This is a genomic window from Solimonas sp. SE-A11 (assembly GCF_030345715.1).
GTDB lineage: Bacteria > Pseudomonadota > Gammaproteobacteria > Nevskiales > Nevskiaceae > Solimonas_A.
This window is the reverse complement of the sequence record NZ_JAUASX010000004.1, coordinates 247,364-263,422: the sequence shown is the minus strand read 5'-3', so window position 1 is coordinate 263,422 and position 16,059 is coordinate 247,364. Positions and strand designations below refer to the sequence as shown.

Annotated in this window: 19 protein-coding genes; 14 read left to right on the top strand and 5 right to left on the bottom strand. The window is 67.0% G+C overall.

The window, feature by feature from the left end:
- Positions 1-146: 146 nt before the first annotated feature.
- Genes QT386_RS07580 through QT386_RS07570 form a run of 3 tightly spaced genes read right to left on the bottom strand, consistent with a single transcriptional unit; the run spans position 147 to position 1,830 of the window.
- Positions 147-509 (bottom strand): hypothetical protein, encoded by a 363-nt coding sequence (locus QT386_RS07580; protein ID WP_289273144.1) that lies wholly within the window; start codon positions 507-509, stop codon positions 147-149.
- A gap of 16 nt (positions 510-525) precedes the next feature.
- On the bottom strand, positions 526-897 hold the full coding sequence (locus QT386_RS07575; RefSeq protein ID WP_289273143.1) for an MAPEG family protein: 372 nt from the start codon (positions 895-897) through the stop codon (positions 526-528).
- 48 nt (positions 898-945) lie between these two features.
- On the bottom strand, positions 946-1,830 hold the full coding sequence (locus tag QT386_RS07570; RefSeq protein WP_289273142.1) for a phosphoribosylaminoimidazolesuccinocarboxamide synthase: 885 nt from the start codon (positions 1,828-1,830) through the stop codon (positions 946-948).
- A 63-nt stretch (positions 1,831-1,893) separates the two neighbouring features.
- On the opposite strand from QT386_RS07570, the gene rpe reads away from it, so the two are divergent.
- From rpe to trpC, 5 genes are all read left to right on the top strand, one after another.
- Positions 1,894-2,580: a ribulose-phosphate 3-epimerase gene (gene rpe, locus QT386_RS07565; RefSeq protein WP_367401404.1), complete on the top strand. Its 687-nt coding sequence runs from the start codon at positions 1,894-1,896 to the stop codon at positions 2,578-2,580.
- A gap of 161 nt (positions 2,581-2,741) precedes the next feature.
- Entirely contained in the window at positions 2,742-4,178 is a 1,437-nt protein-coding gene (gene trpE, locus QT386_RS07560; RefSeq protein ID WP_289273141.1) for an anthranilate synthase component I, read from the top strand.
- On the top strand, positions 4,175-4,759 hold the full coding sequence (locus tag QT386_RS07555) for an aminodeoxychorismate/anthranilate synthase component II (RefSeq protein WP_289273140.1): 585 nt from the start codon (positions 4,175-4,177) through the stop codon (positions 4,757-4,759). Before trpE ends, QT386_RS07555 begins: the two co-directional genes overlap by 4 nt.
- Positions 4,756-5,790: an anthranilate phosphoribosyltransferase gene (gene trpD / locus QT386_RS07550; RefSeq protein ID WP_289273139.1), complete on the top strand. Its 1,035-nt coding sequence runs from the start codon at positions 4,756-4,758 to the stop codon at positions 5,788-5,790. The genes QT386_RS07555 and trpD overlap by 4 nt, the downstream gene beginning before the upstream one ends.
- A gap of 71 nt (positions 5,791-5,861) precedes the next feature.
- Entirely contained in the window at positions 5,862-6,659 is a 798-nt protein-coding gene (gene trpC / locus QT386_RS07545) for an indole-3-glycerol phosphate synthase TrpC (protein WP_289273138.1), read from the top strand.
- Positions 6,660-6,710: 51 nt separating this feature from the next.
- Here trpC and crp read toward each other — a convergent pair whose 3' ends face one another.
- Positions 6,711-7,334 carry a cAMP-activated global transcriptional regulator CRP gene (gene crp, locus QT386_RS07540; RefSeq protein WP_289273137.1) on the bottom strand — a complete coding sequence of 208 codons (624 nt, stop codon included), beginning with the start codon at positions 7,332-7,334 and terminating at the stop codon, positions 6,711-6,713.
- Between the two features lie 100 nt (positions 7,335-7,434).
- On the opposite strand from crp, the gene QT386_RS07535 reads away from it, so the two are divergent.
- Together QT386_RS07535 and speD are read left to right on the top strand one after the other, a co-directional pair.
- The gene (locus tag QT386_RS07535) at positions 7,435-7,857 is read left to right on the top strand and encodes an OsmC family protein (RefSeq protein ID WP_289273136.1); all 423 of its coding nucleotides are present in this window, start codon (positions 7,435-7,437) and stop codon (positions 7,855-7,857) included.
- Positions 7,858-7,970: 113 nt separating this feature from the next.
- Positions 7,971-8,789 carry an adenosylmethionine decarboxylase gene (gene speD / locus QT386_RS07530; RefSeq protein ID WP_289273135.1) on the top strand — a complete coding sequence of 273 codons (819 nt, stop codon included), beginning with the start codon at positions 7,971-7,973 and terminating at the stop codon, positions 8,787-8,789.
- Between the two features lie 149 nt (positions 8,790-8,938).
- Here speD and coq7 read toward each other — a convergent pair whose 3' ends face one another.
- Positions 8,939-9,574 (bottom strand): 2-polyprenyl-3-methyl-6-methoxy-1,4-benzoquinone monooxygenase, encoded by a 636-nt coding sequence (gene coq7 / locus QT386_RS07525; protein WP_289273134.1) that lies wholly within the window; start codon positions 9,572-9,574, stop codon positions 8,939-8,941.
- 66 nt (positions 9,575-9,640) lie between these two features.
- Here coq7 and holA point away from each other — a divergent pair, with 66 nt between their 5' ends.
- The 7 genes from holA to rng all read left to right on the top strand — a co-directional run bounded on the left by holA (position 9,641) and on the right by rng (position 15,942).
- Positions 9,641-10,696: a DNA polymerase III subunit delta gene (gene holA / locus QT386_RS07520; RefSeq protein ID WP_289273133.1), complete on the top strand. Its 1,056-nt coding sequence runs from the start codon at positions 9,641-9,643 to the stop codon at positions 10,694-10,696.
- Positions 10,693-11,988 carry a glutamate-5-semialdehyde dehydrogenase gene (locus QT386_RS07515; RefSeq protein ID WP_289273132.1) on the top strand — a complete coding sequence of 432 codons (1,296 nt, stop codon included), beginning with the start codon at positions 10,693-10,695 and terminating at the stop codon, positions 11,986-11,988. Before holA ends, QT386_RS07515 begins: the two co-directional genes overlap by 4 nt.
- A 124-nt stretch (positions 11,989-12,112) precedes the next feature.
- Positions 12,113-12,778, top strand: a complete 666-nt coding sequence (gene nadD, locus QT386_RS07510; RefSeq protein WP_289273146.1) for a nicotinate-nucleotide adenylyltransferase — start codon at positions 12,113-12,115, stop codon at positions 12,776-12,778.
- Entirely contained in the window at positions 12,762-13,322 is a 561-nt protein-coding gene (rsfS, locus tag QT386_RS23390; RefSeq protein WP_367401403.1) for a ribosome silencing factor, read from the top strand. Before nadD ends, rsfS begins: the two co-directional genes overlap by 17 nt.
- 6 nt (positions 13,323-13,328) lie before the next feature.
- Positions 13,329-13,799 carry a 23S rRNA (pseudouridine(1915)-N(3))-methyltransferase RlmH gene (rlmH, locus tag QT386_RS07500; RefSeq protein ID WP_289273131.1) on the top strand — a complete coding sequence of 157 codons (471 nt, stop codon included), beginning with the start codon at positions 13,329-13,331 and terminating at the stop codon, positions 13,797-13,799.
- 104 nt (positions 13,800-13,903) lie between these two features.
- Complete coding sequence (locus QT386_RS07495; protein WP_289273130.1) at positions 13,904-14,479, top strand: nucleoside triphosphate pyrophosphatase; 576 nt, start codon at positions 13,904-13,906, stop codon at positions 14,477-14,479.
- Positions 14,476-15,942, top strand: coding sequence for a ribonuclease G (gene rng, locus QT386_RS07490; protein ID WP_289273129.1), 1,467 nt, complete (start codon positions 14,476-14,478; stop codon positions 15,940-15,942). The genes QT386_RS07495 and rng overlap by 4 nt, the downstream gene beginning before the upstream one ends.
- The last annotated feature ends 117 nt before the right edge of the window (positions 15,943-16,059 follow it).

The following is a 16,059-nucleotide window of genomic DNA, read 5'->3' as shown; positions in this document are numbered from 1 at the left end:
GGTCGCCCTGGTCGCCTGCATGCGCAAACTCCTGGTGATCCTCAATGCCAGGCGTCGAGACGAACTCCTCCTCCAACAGACCGAACTGGCGACCCCTTAAGACAGTTGCTCTCCCGCAAGGGGAGAGGGGACTGGCGGCAGTGTTTTTAGCCTCCCCCCACTTCACTCTCCCGCGGACCTGCCTCGTCCTCGCCGACCTCGGTCTTCTTGGCAGCGGTCTTCTTCGCGGTCGTGCGTTTGCGTACGGTCTTGCGGGCGCGGGGCAGCGGGGCCTCGTCGTCGGCGTCGTCGCCCGGCATGACCCGGGCCACGATGTTCTTCCAGGGGCCGCGCTTGCGCAGGTTGTCGAGGTTCTGCTTGACGAAGCCGGCGGCGTCGAACTCGCCGGCGGCGCCGACCTTGTCGCGCAGGAAGGCGACGATGTCGTCCTGCAGGCCGGCCACGTCGGGCAGGCCCAGGAAGCGGCGCAGTTCCTCGGGCTTCACATCGATTTCGATCTTGATCTGCATGGCGAGCTCCAGGTGATCAGGCGGCAACCACGAACAGGCCGATGACGCAGCCGGTGCTGGCCAGCCAGGTCAGCGAACGGGCGGTGGGCTTGTCGGCAATGTACAAGGCGCCATAGACCAGGCGCAGGGCGATGAAGGCCATGGCCAGGGTGTCGGCGGTGGCGTTGGGGCCGAGGACGATGTGGCAGATGATCACCGCGGCGGCAAACGGGGCGAAGGCCTCGAAGCTGTTCAGGTGGGCCCAGTGGGCACGCAGGCGCCAGCCTTCGTTTTGCTCCAGCGAGCGGCGCGGCGTGGCGTTGTCGTAGCGACGGCTCCACTTGGCACCCATCGCGAAGACATAGGGCAGCAGGGCCGCAGCCAGCACGCACCAGAAGGCAATCGTCATCCCGTCACTCCCCGAATAGTGGTTGTGACGGGTTTATAGCATGGGCGTTCAGGCGCCCGTGAGCCGCCGCTGGGCCTCGCGGTAGCGGGCGCCGGTGCGCTCGACGATCTCGTCCGGCAGGGCCGGGCCCGGGGCTTTCTTGTTCCAGTCCAGGGTTTCCAGGTAGTCGCGCACGATCTGCTTGTCGAAGCTCGGCGGGCTGATGCCGGGGCGGTAGCCCTCGGCGTCCCAGAAGCGCGAGGAGTCCGGGGTCAGAACCTCGTCGATCAGGTGCAGGCGGCCGTCCTCGTCCAGGCCGAACTCGAACTTGGTGTCGGCGATGATGATGCCGCGCGCCAGGGCATACTCGGAGGCCTGGCGGTAGATCGTGAGCGTCACGTCGCGCAGTTGCGCGGCCAGGTCCTTGCCGACCTTGGCCTCGACCTCGGCGAAGGAGATGTTCTCGTCGTGCTGGCCTGCCGGGGCCTTGTCGGCCGGGGTGAAGATCGGCTCGGGCAGCTGCTGCGCCAGTTGCAGGCCGGCGGGCAGGGGGATGCCGCAGACCGCGCCCGTGCGCTGGTAGTCCTTCCAGCCGCTGCCGATCAGGTAGCCGCGGGCCACGCATTCCACCGGGATCGCCTTGAGCTTTTTCACCACCACGGCGCGGCCCTGGCACTCGGCCAGCTCGGCCGGGGTCAGCCAGTCGGCGAGGTTGATCTCCGGGGCGGAGTGGTTGGGGATCAGCGCGGTGAAGCGCTGCATCCAGAACTCGGTCACGGCATTGAGCACGGCGCCCTTGCCCGGGATGGGGCGGGGCATGATCACGTCGAAGGCGGACAGGCGGTCGCTGGTCACGATCAGCATGTGCTTGTCGCCCAGGGCGAAGATGTCGCGCACCTTGCCTCCGTGGATGCGGGGCAGGCTGGTGATCGTCGATTCGTAGAGGGCGGCCATGGGTGACGGCGGTTATCGGGAAAAATTTCGCGGATAATACGCGCCCCATCCCCGGTGCCGCCAATGTCCAAGAGCAAGCTGTCGCCCCTGATCGCGCCTTCCATCCTGTCCGCCGACCTGGCCCGCCTGGGCGAAGACGTGCAGCGCGTGCTGGCGGCCGGCGCCGATATCGTCCATTTCGACGTGATGGACAACCATTACGTGCCGAACCTGACCTTCGGGCCGACGATCTGCGAGGCCCTGCGCAAGTACGGCATCAAGGCCCCGATCGACGTGCACCTGATGGTGGAGCCGGTGGACGCCCTGGCCCAGCTGTTCTGCAAGGCCGGCGCCGACTACGTGACCTTCCACCCGGAGGCGACCAAGCACGTGGACCGCAGCCTGCAGGCGATCCGAGATGCCGGCTGCAAGTCCGGCCTGGTATTCAACCCGGCCACGCCACTGAGCTACCTGGACTACGTCATGGACAAGGTCGACATGGTGCTGCTGATGTCGGTCAACCCGGGCTTCGGCGGGCAGTCCTTCCTGCCCTCGGCCCTGACCAAGCTCAGCCAGGCCCGCGCCAAGATCGACGCCTATACCGCCGCTACCGGTCGCGAGATCCGCCTGGAGATCGACGGTGGCGTGAAGGTGGACAACATCGGCGAGATCGCCGCCGCCGGCGCCGACACCTTCGTGGCCGGCTCGGCCATTTTCAATTCCAAGGACTACGCCGGCACCATTACGGCGATGCGCGCCGCCATCGGCTAGTTGCTTCGGTTAGAATGACCTCATGAAGACCTTCCGCAATCCCGCAGCGCAGGCGCCGTCGGCACGATGGCGCTGGTGACTATTGATCAGTTGAAACTATAAAGTTCAATCAATAATCACACCTACCGCGCCCGCGGTAGGGCGCGTCAAAAGGAAGTCTGATGTCTGCCAACTACAACCGCATCGCGCTCACGCGCGAACTGCCGGGCGATCTCGACACCGCCGTCGGGGTCTATCTCAAGCTTGCCCACAAACCCTATTCCTACCTGCTGGAATCCGTCCATGGCGGCGACCAGTGGGGCCGTTACAGCTTCATCGGCCTGCCTTGCCGCGAGGTGCTGAAGGTGCGCGGCCACCACGTGACCGTGGAGCGCGACGGCCGCCCGGTGGAAGAGGCCGAGGTGGCCGACCCGATTACCTTCGTCCGCGAGTACCAGCAGCGCGTGCGTCCGCAGCCGCAGGACAAGCCGCTGCGCTTCAGCGGTGGCCTGGTGGGCTACTTCGGCTACGACTGCGTGCGCTACTTCGAGCCGCGCCTGGACCGGCCCAAGCCGGACCCGGTGGGTACGCCCGATATCCTGCTGATGCTGTCGGAAGAGGTGGTGGTTTTCGACAACCTGCGCGCCACCATGACCCTGGTGGTGCACGCCGACCCGTCCTCCAAGGAAGACCTGGAGCGTGCCGAGCGCCGGCTGGACGAGATCGCCGGCAAGCTGGCCGAGCCGCTGGCCCTGCCGCGGGCGCCGCATCACAGCGGCCCCGCCAGGCCGCTGGATTTCCACTCCGGCTTCGGCGAGGAGCGCTTCTGCGCGGCGGTGAACCGCGTCAAGGAGTACATCGCGGCCGGCGACTGCATGCAGGTGGTGCCCTCGCAGCGCATGTCGGCGCCGTTCAAGGCCGACCCGGCGCGGCTGTACCGCGCCATCCGCCGCCTGAACCCCTCGCCCTACATGTATTGCATGGACCTTGGCGATCACCACGTGGTGGGGTCCAGCCCGGAGATACTGGTGCGCGTGCAGGATGGCGGCGTCACCGTGCGCCCCATCGCCGGCACCCGCAAGCGTGGTGCCACGCCCGAGGAGGACCACGCGCTGGAGCAGGAGTTGCTGGCCGATCCGAAGGAGATCGCCGAGCACCTGATGCTGATCGACCTCGGCCGCAACGATGTGGGCCGCGTGTCCGGCACCGGCAGCGTCAAGCTGACCGACAAGATGGTGATCGAGCGCTACAGCCACGTCATGCACATCGTCAGCAACGTCACCGGCCAGCTCAAACCCGGCGTGGATGCGCTGGATGCCCTGGCCGCGACCTTCCCGGCGGGCACGCTGTCTGGAGCGCCCAAGGTGCGGGCGATGGAGATCATCCAGGAGCTGGAGCCGGTCAAGCGTGGCATCTACGGCGGTGCCGTGGGCTACCTCGGCTGGGACGGCAACATGGACACCGCGATTGCGATCCGCACGGCGGTGATCAAGGATGGCCAGGTGCACGTGCAGGCCGGTGCCGGCGTTGTGGCCGACTCGGTGCCCGAATCGGAGTGGACTGAAACCATGACCAAGGCGCGCGCGATGATGAATGCCGCCGCGGAGGCCTCGTCATGATCGTCATGATCGACAACTACGACTCCTTTACCTACAACCTCGTGCAGTACTTCGGGGAACTGGGGGCGGAGGTCGCGGTGCACCGCAACGACCAGATCACGGTGGACGAGGTGGCGGCGCTCAAGCCCAGCCACATCATCCTGTCCCCGGGCCCCTGCACGCCCAACGAGGCGGGCATCTGCCTGGACCTGATCGACCGGCTCAAGGGGCAATTCCCGATCCTGGGCGTGTGCCTGGGTCACCAGTCCATCGGCCAGGCCTTCGGTGGCGTGGTGAAGCGCGCCCGCGAGGTCATGCACGGCAAGGTCAGCCCGATCCACCACGCCGACACCGGCGTGTTCCGCGGCCTGCCCAGCCCCTACACGGCCACGCGCTATCACTCGCTGATCGTGGAGGAGGCGACGCTGCCCCAGGAGCTGGAAGTCACGGCCTGGACGCAGAAGGCGGACGGCAGCCGAGACGAGATCATGGGCCTGAGGCACAAGACCCTGCCGATCGAGGGCGTGCAGTTCCACCCGGAATCGATTCTGACGGAGCACGGGCACCAGTTGCTGAAGAACTTCCTGGAGGCATACAAGTGAGCATCACGGCGCAGGAAGCACTCCAGCGCACCATCGAGCACCGCGAGATCTTCCCGGACGAGATGGTGGACCTGATGCGCCAGATCATGCGCGGCGAGGTTTCGCCGGTGATGATGGCGGCGATCCTCACCGGCCTGCGCGTAAAAAAGGAGACGGTAGGCGAGATCGCTGCCGCCGCGCAGGTGATGCGCGAGTTCGCGCTCAAGGTGGAGGTGGCCCCGCATCCGCACTTCGTCGACATCGTCGGCACCGGCGGTGATGGCGCGCACACCTTCAACATCTCTACCGCGTCGATCTTCGTGGCAGCGGCGGCCGGCGCGCGCGTGGCCAAGCACGGCAACCGCAGCGTGTCTTCCAAGTCTGGCTCGGCCGATGTGCTGGAGGCCCTGGGCGCCGTGATCGAGCTGCAGCCGGCGCAGGTTGCCGCCTGCATCGAGCGCTGCGGCATCGGCTTCATGTTCGCTCCCATCCACCACCCGGCGATGAAGGCCGTGGGCCCGGTGCGCAAGGAAATGGGCGTGCGCACGGTGTTCAACATCCTGGGCCCGCTGACCAACCCGGCCGGCGCGCCTAACATGCTGATGGGCGTGTTCCACCCGGACTTGGTCGGCATCCAGGTCCGTGCCCTGCAGAAGCTCGGCGTGCAGCGCGCGCTGGTGGTCTGGGGCAAGGACAACCTCGACGAGATCACGCTGGGCGCCGGCACCCTGGTGGGTGAACTGGTGGACGGGCAGGTGCGCGAGTACGAGATCCACCCGGAGGACTTCGGTCTGGCCATGTCCTCCACCCGGCAGCTGCGCGTGGCCGATGCGCAGGAATCCAAGGCGCGCCTGCTGGAGGCGCTGGACAACCGCGACGGCGTGGCCCGCGACATCGTGGCGCTCAATGCCGGTGCCGCCCTCTACGCTGCCAACCTGGTGACCAGCATCCACGACGGCATCGCCAAGGCCCGCCATGCCATCGGCAGCGGTGCCGCGCGCGCCAAGCTGGACGAATTCGTCGCTGCGACGCGCAGCATCTCCGGGAAATGATCAACCTGTAGGAGCCCGCTTGCTGGCGACCTGTCGCCAGCAAGCGGGCTCCTACAGCTCAGGAAAACACCATGGCTGACATTCTCGAACGCATCGTTGAAGTGAAGCGCGACGAAATCCGTGCGCTGAAGCAGAAGTACTCCCTGTCCACGCTGGAAGAGCTGGCGGGTGCCGCCGACCGCGTGCGCGGCTTCCAGGCCTCACTGCGCTCCGCAGTGGCTGCGGGCCGCCCCGGCGTGATCGCCGAGATCAAGAAGGCTTCGCCCAGCAAGGGCGTGATCCGCGCCGAATTCGACCCGGCCTGGATCGCCGGCGAGTACGCCGCCCATGGCGCAGCCTGCCTGTCGGTGCTGACCGACGAGCGCTTCTTCCAGGGCCACAATGATTACCTGGTGGCGGCCCGCAAGGCGGTGGCGCTGCCGGCGATCCGCAAGGATTTCCTGGTGGACCCGCTGCAGGTGATCGAGGCGCGCGCCATCGGTGCGGATTGCGTGCTGCTGATCGCGGCCTGCCTGTCGGTGGGGCAGTTGCGCGAGCTCTATGGCCTGGCGCAGTCGCTGGGCATGGACGTGCTGGTGGAGATCCACGACGGCATGGAGCTGGACCAGGTGCTGTCTGCGCAGCTGGCGGGGCCACTGCTGCTGGGCATCAACAACCGCAACCTGCGGACCTTCGAGACCAGCCTGGACACGACGCTGGACCTGTTGCCGCGCCTGCCCAAGGACTGCGAGGTGGTGACCGAAAGCGGCATCGCCGTGCCGGACGACGTGAAGCGCATGCGCGACGCCGACGTGCACCGCTTCCTGATCGGCGAGTCCCTGATGCGCCAGCCGAGCCCCGGCCAGGCGCTGGCGAAACTGGTGGCTTGAAACGAAAAGAGCCGGCTCGCGCCGGCTCTTTTCGTTGAGGCTTGCCGCGGCTCAGGGCTTCTTGATGCCCAGCACCAGGATGCTGCGGCCCTGGGAGGCGACCATGCCGTCCTCCTCCAGCTTCTTGAGCACGCGGCCGGCCATTTCACGCGAGCAGCCGACGATGCGCGCCAGTTCCTGGCGGCTGACCTTGACCAGCACGCCGCGGGGATTGGGCAGGGCGTCCGGCTTCTTCGACAGGTCCAGCAGGGCATGGGCCAGACGGCCGGCCACGTCGAGGAAGGCCAGGTCGCCGAGGCGGCGGCTGGTGTCACGCAGGCGCGCCGACAGCTGGCCGGCGACCTCGAACATGATCTCTGGATACTGTCGTACGAAGCCGCGGAAAGCCTGGTAGCCGATCTCCGCCACCAGCGTCGGGCTACGAGTGCGGACGATGGCCGTGCGGGTCTGCTGCTCCGGAAACAGGCACATCTCGCCGAAGAAGTCGCCGGGGTTCAGGTAGGCCAGCACGATCTCCCTGCCATCCTCGTCCTCCAGCAGAATGCTGACGGAGCCTTCCAGGATGTAGAACAGGGACTGGGGATCATCCCCGGCGTGGATCAGCGTGTGTTTCGGCGGATAGCTTTTCTTATGGGCCTGCGCCACGAAGGCCTGCACGGCCGGCTTGTCCAGCATCGGAAACTCCCTCTCCCAAAAAAGGTACTTCGCGGCTTGATTTGAGCGAAAATACCACAATGATCCGTATCTTACCGTCAGACAAGCGCTCGGGAGCCCTGTGAAAGCACGCATCAAGTGGGCCGAAAAGGCCACGTTCATCGCCGAAAGCGGCAGCGGCCACGCCATCGTCATCGACGGTCCGCCGGACATCGGTGGCCGCAACCTGGGCCCGCGGCCGATGGAGCTGCTGCTGATGGGTGTCGGCGCCTGCTCGGCGGTGGACGTGCTCTACATCCTGCAGAAGGCACGCCAGACCGTGACCGATGTCTGGTGCGAGCTGGACAGCAAGCGGGCCGAGACCGATCCCAAGGTTTTCACCGATATTCACCTGCATTTCGTGGTGACGGGCCGGAATCTGGCCGAAAATCACGTCAAAAGGGCCGTGGAGCTGTCCGCCGAGAAGTATTGCTCGGCCTCCATCATGCTCAAGAAGGGCGGGGTTAGCGTGACCTACGACTACGAGATCCGCGCGGCCGAATGAGCCGCTGGCACCGGTTGTCGCGAAACTGACGCGGAATCGGTGATAAAATTACGCGTTACTACCCCTGCGGCGACCCCGCGGGGGTCCGTTTTTGTATTCCTGAGGACACCTCCTTGGCCAAGGCTAAAACCAAACCCACCAACAACCCGAAGCTTAAGCTGCTGGGTTTCAACAACCTGACCAAGTCGCTGTCGTTCAACATCTACGACATCTGCTACGCCCGTTCGCGCGAGCACCAGCAGGAATACATCGAGTACATCGACGAGGCCTATAACGCCGAGCGCCTCACCGACATCCTGACGGAGGTCGCCAACATCATCGGCGCCAACGTCCTCAACGTGGCACGCCAGGATTACGACCCGCAGGGCGCCTCGGTGACCATGCTGATCTCCGAGGGTCACCTGGACGGCCTGCCGACCCCGGGCAAGAAGGACAAGGGCAAGAAGGACTCCGTGGTGGCGCACCTGGACAAGTCGCACATCACCGTCCACACCTACCCGGAGACCCATCCGGACAACGGCATCTCGACCTTCCGCGCCGACATCGACGTGTCGACCTGCGGCAAGATCTCGCCGCTGAAGGCCCTGAACTACCTGATCAAGTCCTTCGAGTCCGACATCGTGGTGATGGACTATCGCGTGCGCGGCTTCACCCGCAACGTGCGCGGCATGAAGCACTTCATCGACCACCAGGTGGACTCCATCCAGAACTTCATCGCGCCGGACCTGGGCGACAAATACCAGATGGTCGACGTCAACGTGTACCAGGAATACATCTTCCACACCAAGATGCGCCTGAAGGAACTGGACCTCGACACGTACCTGTTCGGTGAGGGCGCCTCCGAGCTGCCGCCCAAGGAAGCGCGCCGCATCCGCGAACGCGTCAACCACGAGATCATGGAAATCTTCTACGGCAAGAACATCCAACGCTGAAGTCGGGCGCGGGACACGTAAAAGGCGGCCTCCGGGCCGCCTTTTACGTTGATGCAATGGCTCTTGTAGGAGCGGCCGTTGGCCTCGAAGCCGGTCATCATGGCCACCCTCGCTCGCGGCCAACGGCCGCTGCTACATGGGGTGAGCACTCAGAACTTGTACGCGCCCTTCTTCATCACGCCTGCCACGCGCCGCATCAGTTCGCGCACCGGGTAGGGCAGGGGTCGGGCGCCGGCTTCCTGGGCCTCGCTGGCGTGGCGGGCCTCGTCGTCTCGCATGGTCTTGAGGATGGCGCGGCTGCGCTGGTCGGCGTCCGGCAGTTCGCGCAGGTGCTCGTCCAGGTGCTCGGAGACCTGTTTCTCGGTTTCCTCCACGAAACCCAGGCTCCAGCGGTCGCCGGCCAGGCCGGCGGCGGCGCCGATGGCAAAGGAGCCGGCATACCACAGCGGCTGCAGCTTGCTGGGGCCGGAGCCCAGTTCGCGCAGGCGTTCCTCGCACCACTGCAGATGGTCCTGCTCCTCGTGCGCGGCGGCCAGCAGGTGGTCGCGGACCTTGCCGTCGCGGGCGACGAAGGCCTGGCCGTGGTACAGGGCCTGGGCGGCGATCTCGCCGGCATGGTTGATGCGCATCAGCCCGGCGGTGTGCTGTCGCTGGGGTTCGGCCAACTCGGCTTCCGGCAGGCGGTCGGCGGGGTTGGCGCGGTGCGCCGGCTTGGGCGCCAGCAGGGCCAGGCCCTGGCCCAGGCGGTTCAGCAGGCGGTCGGCGGGGGTGTAGTCGCGGCTCATGCGTTGATTTTAGACGGTCCGCCGCCATTTTTCGTTCACGCCGCCGAACGGCGCCGGCCGGGTAGAATGGCCGATCCCTTTTCCAACCGGTCCGCCGCCTTGCGTCTCACCCTCAACCAGCTGTCCGCGCATCTCGCCCAGGGGCTGGCGCCCCTGTACGTCGTCGCGGGCGAGGAGCCGCTGCTGATGCAGGAGTCGCTGGACGCGATCCGCGCCGCGGCCCGCAAGGCGGGGTTCTCGGAGCGCGAGGTGCTGGATGTCGAACGCGGATTCAACTGGCAGCAGCTGGCCGATTCCTGCGCCAGCATGTCGCTGTTCGCCACCCAGCGCATCATCGAGCTGAACCTGCCGACCGGCGCGCCGGGCGTGGAGGGCAGCAAGATGCTGCAGCAACTGATCCCGCAGCTGTCGCGCGACACGCTGTTCATCCTGCAGTCCGGCCCCATCGAGTGGCGCTCGCGCCAGGGCGGCTGGTACCAGGCCCTGGAGAATGCCGGCGCGACGCTCTACTTCGAGCCGATGAAGCCGGCGGAGTTTCCGGGCTGGCTGGCGGCTCGCGCCAAGGCCGCCAAGCTGCAGATCGACGCCGATGCCATGAAGCTGCTGGTGGAGCGCACCGAGGGCAACCTACTGGCGGCGGCGCAGGACCTGGAGAAGCTCAAACTGCTGTTCCCGGGCCAGGCCATCGGGCTGGAGCAACTGGAGCAGGCGGTGGCCGACAGCGCTCGCTACGAGGCCTTCGACCTCAACGCCCGTGCGCTGGCCGGCGACGGTGCCGGCGCGGTGCGCAGCCTGGAACGCCTGCGCGAGGAAGGGGTGGCCGCCCTGGAGATCCTGGGTGCACTGGTCTGGAGCCTGCGCCAGCTGTCCAAGGCCTCGCTGGCCTTTGCCCGCAGCCGTGACGCCAATGCGGCCTGCTACGACGCCGGCATCCAGAAGGCGCGCATGGAGCCCTACCTGAAGGCTCTGCCGCGCAGCCGGCCCGGCGAGATCATGGAGTGGCTGCGCCTCTGTGCCCGCATCGACCAGGGGGTCAAGACCGGCCAGGAAGCAGCGGCCTGGGAAGACTTGCTAACATTGGTGCTCAACATCAGCGGTGCCCGGAAAACTGAAGTCGTATGAGTCCCACCACCAATACCAAGGCAAAAGCGGCTAAAGCCGACGATATTGCCGCTTACATGCGCGAAAAGGGCGTCAAAGCACGGGCTGCCAGCCGTGCGCTGGCGCGTGCCGACACCGGCGCCAAGAATGCCTGCCTGTTCGCGCTGGCCGAAATCCTGATCGCCGAGTCCAAGGCCATCCTCGACGCCAACGCCATCGACATGCGCGACGGCCGCTCGCGCAAGCTGGATGACGCGCTGCTGGACCGCCTCGAACTGAACCCCGACCGCATCGCCGCCATGGCCGACGGCGTGCGCCAGGTCGCCGCCCTGCCGGACCCGGTGGGCGAGCTCAGCGACCTGAAGCTGCGCCCCTCCGGTATCCAGGTGGGCCGCATGCGCGCGCCGCTGGGCGTGGTCGGCATCATCTACGAGTCGCGCCCCAACGTGACGGCCGACGCCGCCGTGCTGTGCCTGAAGTCGGGCAATGCCGCGATCCTGCGCGGCGGCTCCGAGGCGCTGCACTCCAACCTGGCGATCGCCCGCTGCATCGAGCGTGCGCTGACCGACACCGGCCTGCCGCGTGACGCGGTGCAGGTGCTGGACATCACCGATCGCCGCACCGTCACCGAGATGGTGGCGATGCCGGAGTTCATCGACGTCATCATCCCGCGTGGCGGCAAGGGCCTGGTCGCGGCCGTGGCCGAGGCCGCGCGCGTGCCGGTGATCAAGCACCTGGATGGCATCTGCCACGTCTACATCGACGCCGACGCCGACCTGGAGAAGGCGGTGGCGGTGGCGGTCAACGCCAAGACGCAGCGCTACGGCACCTGCAACACCATGGAGACGCTGCTGGTCGATGCGCCAGTGGCCGAGCGCGTGCTGCCGACCCTGGGCCAGATCTACGCCGAGGCCGGCGTGGAGATCCGCGGCTGCGAGCGCACCCGCCGCATCCTGACGGACGCCCGCCCGGCGACCGAGGAGGACTGGCGCACCGAGTACCTGGCGCCGATCCTGTCGGTGCGCGTGGTCGACGGCCTGGACCAGGCCATCGACCATATCGAGACCTACGGCTCGCACCACACGGACTCGATCGTCACCGAGAACTACAGCAAGGTGCGCCGCTTCCTGCGTGAAGTGGACTCCGCCTCGGTGATGGTCAATGCCTCGACCCGCTTTGCCGATGGCTACGAGTACGGCTTGGGCGCGGAGATCGGCATCAGCACCGACAAGTTCCACGCACGCGGACCGGTGGGCCTGGAAGGCCTGACCTCGCTGAAGTGGGTGGTGCTGGGTGATGGCAGTGTCAGATGAGCCTGTCGCGCAGCGACTCTTCTGCCCCTCGCCCCTTGCGGGAGAGGGGAGGACCACCGACGGAGTCGGTGGTGGGGAGAGGGGTTAGCTATGGCCACGACCCTATGAAGACAGGAACACTCGCCTGAAAGGTCCCATCGGCATCTTCGGCGGCGCCTTCGCGCCGTTCCACCACGGGCATCTGCGCTTGGCCATCGAGGCGCGCGAGCGCCTGGAACTGGGCCAGGTACGCCTGGTGCCCACGGCACTGCCGGCGCACCGCTCGGCTTCCAAGGTATCGCCGCAGCGACGCCTGGAGTGGCTCAAGCTCGGCATCCGCCGCGAGCCGGGCCTGGTGGCCGACGATTGCGAGATCCGCCGCGGTGGCGTGTCCTACACCGTGGATACGCTGGCCGCATTGCGCGCCGAATTCCCCGAGACGCCGCTGGTGCTGCTGATGGGCGCGGATGCCTTCGCCCACCTGCATTGCTGGAACCGCTGGCCGCAGTTGCTGGAACTGGCGCATCTGGTGGTGATCGCTCGCGCCGACACGCGCCTGGAGCCGCCGTCGGAAGCCGCCGCCGTGCTGGCGGGCCGCGAGACCTCCGATCCGACGGTGTTGCGGCAGGGGCCGGCCGGACGCTGGATGCGCCTGGACGTGCCGGTGCTGGATATTTCCTCCACGCGCATCCGCCGCCTGCTCAAGCTGGGCCAGTCGGTGCGCGGCCTGGTGCCCGATGCCATACTCAATTCGCTGACCGCCGCCGATACCGCGGCGCTGACACAGGATGACGATGCCAAAACCCACTAAGTTGGCGCTGATCGCCAAGAACGCCCTCGAAGACCTCAAGGGCAGCGACATCAAGATGCTCGATGTCGCGCACCTCACCACGGTGACGGACTGGATGATCATCTGCACCGGTACGTCCACCCGCCACGTGAAATCCCTGGCTGACAATGTGGCCGATACGGCGCGCGAGGCGGGGTTCCGCCCGCTGGGCACCGAGGGCGCGGACGGCAGCGAGTGGGTGCTGGTGGACCTCGGCAGCGTGGTGGTGCACGTGATGCAGGCCCAGGCCCGCATCCACTACCAGCTGGAAAAGCTCTGGGACATCGCCCCGCCGGAAGAGCCGGAAGAAGAGAGGCCGAAGAAGAAGGCCGCGGCCAAGCCCAAGGCCGAGAGTAAACCCAAGGCCGCCAAGAAATCTGCAGCCAAGAAGACCGCGGCCAAGGCTTCGGCGAAGAAGGCCGTGGCCAAGAAGCCGGCCGCCAAGGCTCCGGCCAGGAAGCCGGCTGCCGGCAAATCCGTCGCGAAGAAGCCGGTGGTGAAGAAGGCTGCGGCGAAGAAGAAGTAGCATCGGGTGAAAATCCACCTGATTGCCGTCGGCACGCGCATGCCGGGCTGGGTGGAGACCGCCTACGAGGACTACACCGGCCGCATGCCGCGCGAATGTCGCGTGCAGCTGGTGGAGATCCCGGTGGCGGAACGTGGCAAGAATGCCGATATCGCCCGCCTCAAGCAGGCCGAGGGCGAGAAGATCCTCAAGGCCGTGCCGCGCGACTGCGCGATCATTGCGCTGGACGAGCATGGCGAATCCCTGGGCAGCAAGGAGTGGTCCGGCGAACTGAAGCGCTGGATGGCCTCCGGCCGCGATACCTGCCTGCTGATCGGCGGCCCCGACGGCCATGCGCCGGAGGTGCTGCAGCGCGCCGACCGACGCTGGTCGTTGTCGCGCCTGACGCTGCCGCACGGCATGGTGCGCGTGATGGTGGCCGAGCAGCTCTACCGGGCCTGGACGCTGCTGTCGAACCACCCCTATCACCGGGCCTGATCGCCGTCCCTGGTCACCACGCCTGGGGCTTCCAGGCAAGGCGCACGGCTTTCCTCGTCACAAAGGCGGGAGATTTTCCCCGGCAGGCCGGGCAGAATCCGCCCATGACCGACTTTTATCTTGCCTCCCGTTCACCCCGGCGCCAGGAACTGCTGCGGCAGCTCGACCTCGATTTCGAGGTATTGCCCGCCGACATTGCCGAGGAGCCCGGTTCCGCCGAGGCTCCTGCCGACTACGCGCTGCGCATGGCCCGCGAGAAGGCCCTGGCCGCGCAGGCGCTGGCACCGCGGCCCCTGCCGGTGCTGGGTGCCGATACCGACGTGGTGCTCGACGGCCGCATCCTGGGCAAGCCGCGCGACCGTGCCCACGCGCTGGAACTGCTAGGGGCGCTGGCCGACCGCGAGCACGAGGTCTACTCGGCCGTGGCCCTGGTCCAGGGTGACCGTATCGAGACGCGGCTGTCGGTGACGCGGGTGCGCTTCGGCACGGTGACGCCGGCCGCCGCGGCGGCCTACTGGGACAGCGGCGAGCCGGCGGACAAGGCTGGCGGCTATGGCATCCAGGGCCTGGGCGCGCAGTTCGTACGCGAGATCCAAGGCAGCTACAGCGGCGTGGTGGGCCTGCCGCTGTACGAGACGGTGGAACTGCTGGGCGCCTTCGGCGTCGGGGCGACGACGTGAGCACCGAGATCCTGGTCAACATCGGGCCGCAGGAGACCCGCGTGGCCCTGGTGGAGGGCGGTGCGACGCAGGAGGTGCACGTGCAGCGCGCTTCGCGCCACGGCCTCACTGGCAACATCTACAAGGGCGTGGTGCAGCGCGTGCTGCCCGGCATGCAGGCGGCCTTCGTCGAGATCGGCCTGGAGCGGACCGCCTTCCTGCACGTGGCGGACATGGTGCCTTCGTCCAACGGCAGTGGGCACGCGCCGGAGCTGCCGCCGATCACGCAACTGGTCCACGAGGGCCAGCAGGTGCTGGTGCAGATCGTCAAGGATCCCATCGGCAGCAAGGGCGCGCGTCTCACCAAGCTGCTTTCCGTGCCGTCACGCTACCTGGTGCTGTTGCCGCACGAGCGCAACGTCGGCGTGTCGGCACGCATCGAGACCGAGGCCGAGCGACTGCGGCTCAAGGGCATCCTGGAGCAGGTGCAGCAGGAGCTGGCGCCGAACTTCGGCGTGATCGCCCGCACTGCGGCGGAGAATGCCGAGCCCGAGGCGCTGGCCAACGACCTGCGATTCCTGCTGCGCCTGTGGACGTCGATCAGCGAGCTGTCGCTGACTGCCAAACCGGGCACCATGGTGCACGGCGACCTGCCGCTGTCGATGCGCATCCTGCGCGACCTGATGGGCACCGACGTCGAGCGCATCCGCATCGACAACATGGGCGAGTTCCATCGCGTGCAGCAGTTTGCGCAGATCTTCGTGCCGCATGCGGCGCCCAAGATCGAGCTGTACCAGGGCGCCGCGCCGATCTTCGATCTCTACGGTGCCGAGGACGACATCAGCCGCGCGCTGGATCGGCGCGTGGAACTGAAGTCCGGCGGGCACATCTTTATCGACCAGACCGAGGCGATGACCACGGTCGACGTCAACACCGGCGCCTACACCGGCCACCGCAACCTGGAGGAGACGGTCCTGAAGACCAACCTCGAGGCGGCGCAGGCCATCGCGCGGCAACTGCGGCTGCGCAACCTCGGCGGCATCATCATCCTGGACTTCATCGACATGAAGTCCGACGACCACCGGGCGCAGGTGCTGCGTGCCCTGGAGCGCGCCCTGGCGGGCGACCACGCCCGCACCCAGGTCTACCCGTTCTCGCCGCTGGGTCTGGTGGAGATGACGCGCAAGCGCACGCGCGACTCGCTGGGCCACATCCTCTGCGAGCCCTGCCCGACCTGCGAGGGCAGGGGTACGGTCAAGACGGTGGAGACGGTCTGCCACGAGATCGCCCGCGAGGTGCAGCGTGCGGCCCGGCAGTTCGAGGCCAAGGGCTTCCTGGTGCTGGCGGCCACGGACGTGATCCAGCGCCTGATCGGCGAGGAGTCCCTGGGGCTGGCGGAACTTGAGGCCAGTCTCAACCGTCCCATTCGTCTCCAGGCCGAATCGACCTATGGCCAGGAGAGTTTCGACGTCGTGCCGTTATAAGCACCACAGGCCGCTCGTCCGGAGGGCTTCCGCCCTCGGACGAGCGGCGGCAAGAAGCTGTTTTTCCGTCGTTTGCTGCGCCTTGCATGCTCTACAATATGCACGCGCAGGAGTTTC

Bases quoted from the DNA above. Each gene is read 5' to 3' on its own strand.
- QT386_RS07575 (WP_289273143.1), bottom strand. From the start codon at position 897: ATGACGATTGCCTTCTGGTGCGTGCTGGCTGCGGCCCTGCTGCCCTAT.
- QT386_RS07580 (WP_289273144.1), bottom strand. From the start codon at position 509: ATGCAGATCAAGATCGAAATCGATGTGAAGCCCGAGGAACTGCGCCGC.
- rpe (WP_367401404.1), top strand. From the start codon at position 1,894: ATGTCCAAGAGCAAGCTGTCGCCCCTGATCGCGCCTTCCATCCTGTCC.
- QT386_RS07495 (WP_289273130.1), top strand. From the start codon at position 13,904: ATGACCGACTTTTATCTTGCCTCCCGTTCACCCCGGCGCCAGGAACTG.
- trpC (WP_289273138.1), top strand. From the start codon at position 5,862: ATGGCTGACATTCTCGAACGCATCGTTGAAGTGAAGCGCGACGAAATC.
- rsfS (WP_367401403.1), top strand. From the start codon at position 12,762: ATGCCAAAACCCACTAAGTTGGCGCTGATCGCCAAGAACGCCCTCGAA.
- holA (WP_289273133.1), top strand. From the start codon at position 9,641: ATGGCCGATCCCTTTTCCAACCGGTCCGCCGCCTTGCGTCTCACCCTC.
- coq7 (WP_289273134.1), bottom strand. From the start codon at position 9,574: ATGAGCCGCGACTACACCCCCGCCGACCGCCTGCTGAACCGCCTGGGC.
- QT386_RS07555 (WP_289273140.1), top strand. From the start codon at position 4,175: ATGATCGTCATGATCGACAACTACGACTCCTTTACCTACAACCTCGTG.
- QT386_RS07515 (WP_289273132.1), top strand. From the start codon at position 10,693: ATGAGTCCCACCACCAATACCAAGGCAAAAGCGGCTAAAGCCGACGAT.
- QT386_RS07570 (WP_289273142.1), bottom strand. From the start codon at position 1,830: ATGGCCGCCCTCTACGAATCGACGATCACCAGCCTGCCCCGCATCCAC.
- trpE (WP_289273141.1), top strand. From the start codon at position 2,742: ATGTCTGCCAACTACAACCGCATCGCGCTCACGCGCGAACTGCCGGGC.
- crp (WP_289273137.1), bottom strand. From the start codon at position 7,334: ATGCTGGACAAGCCGGCCGTGCAGGCCTTCGTGGCGCAGGCCCATAAG.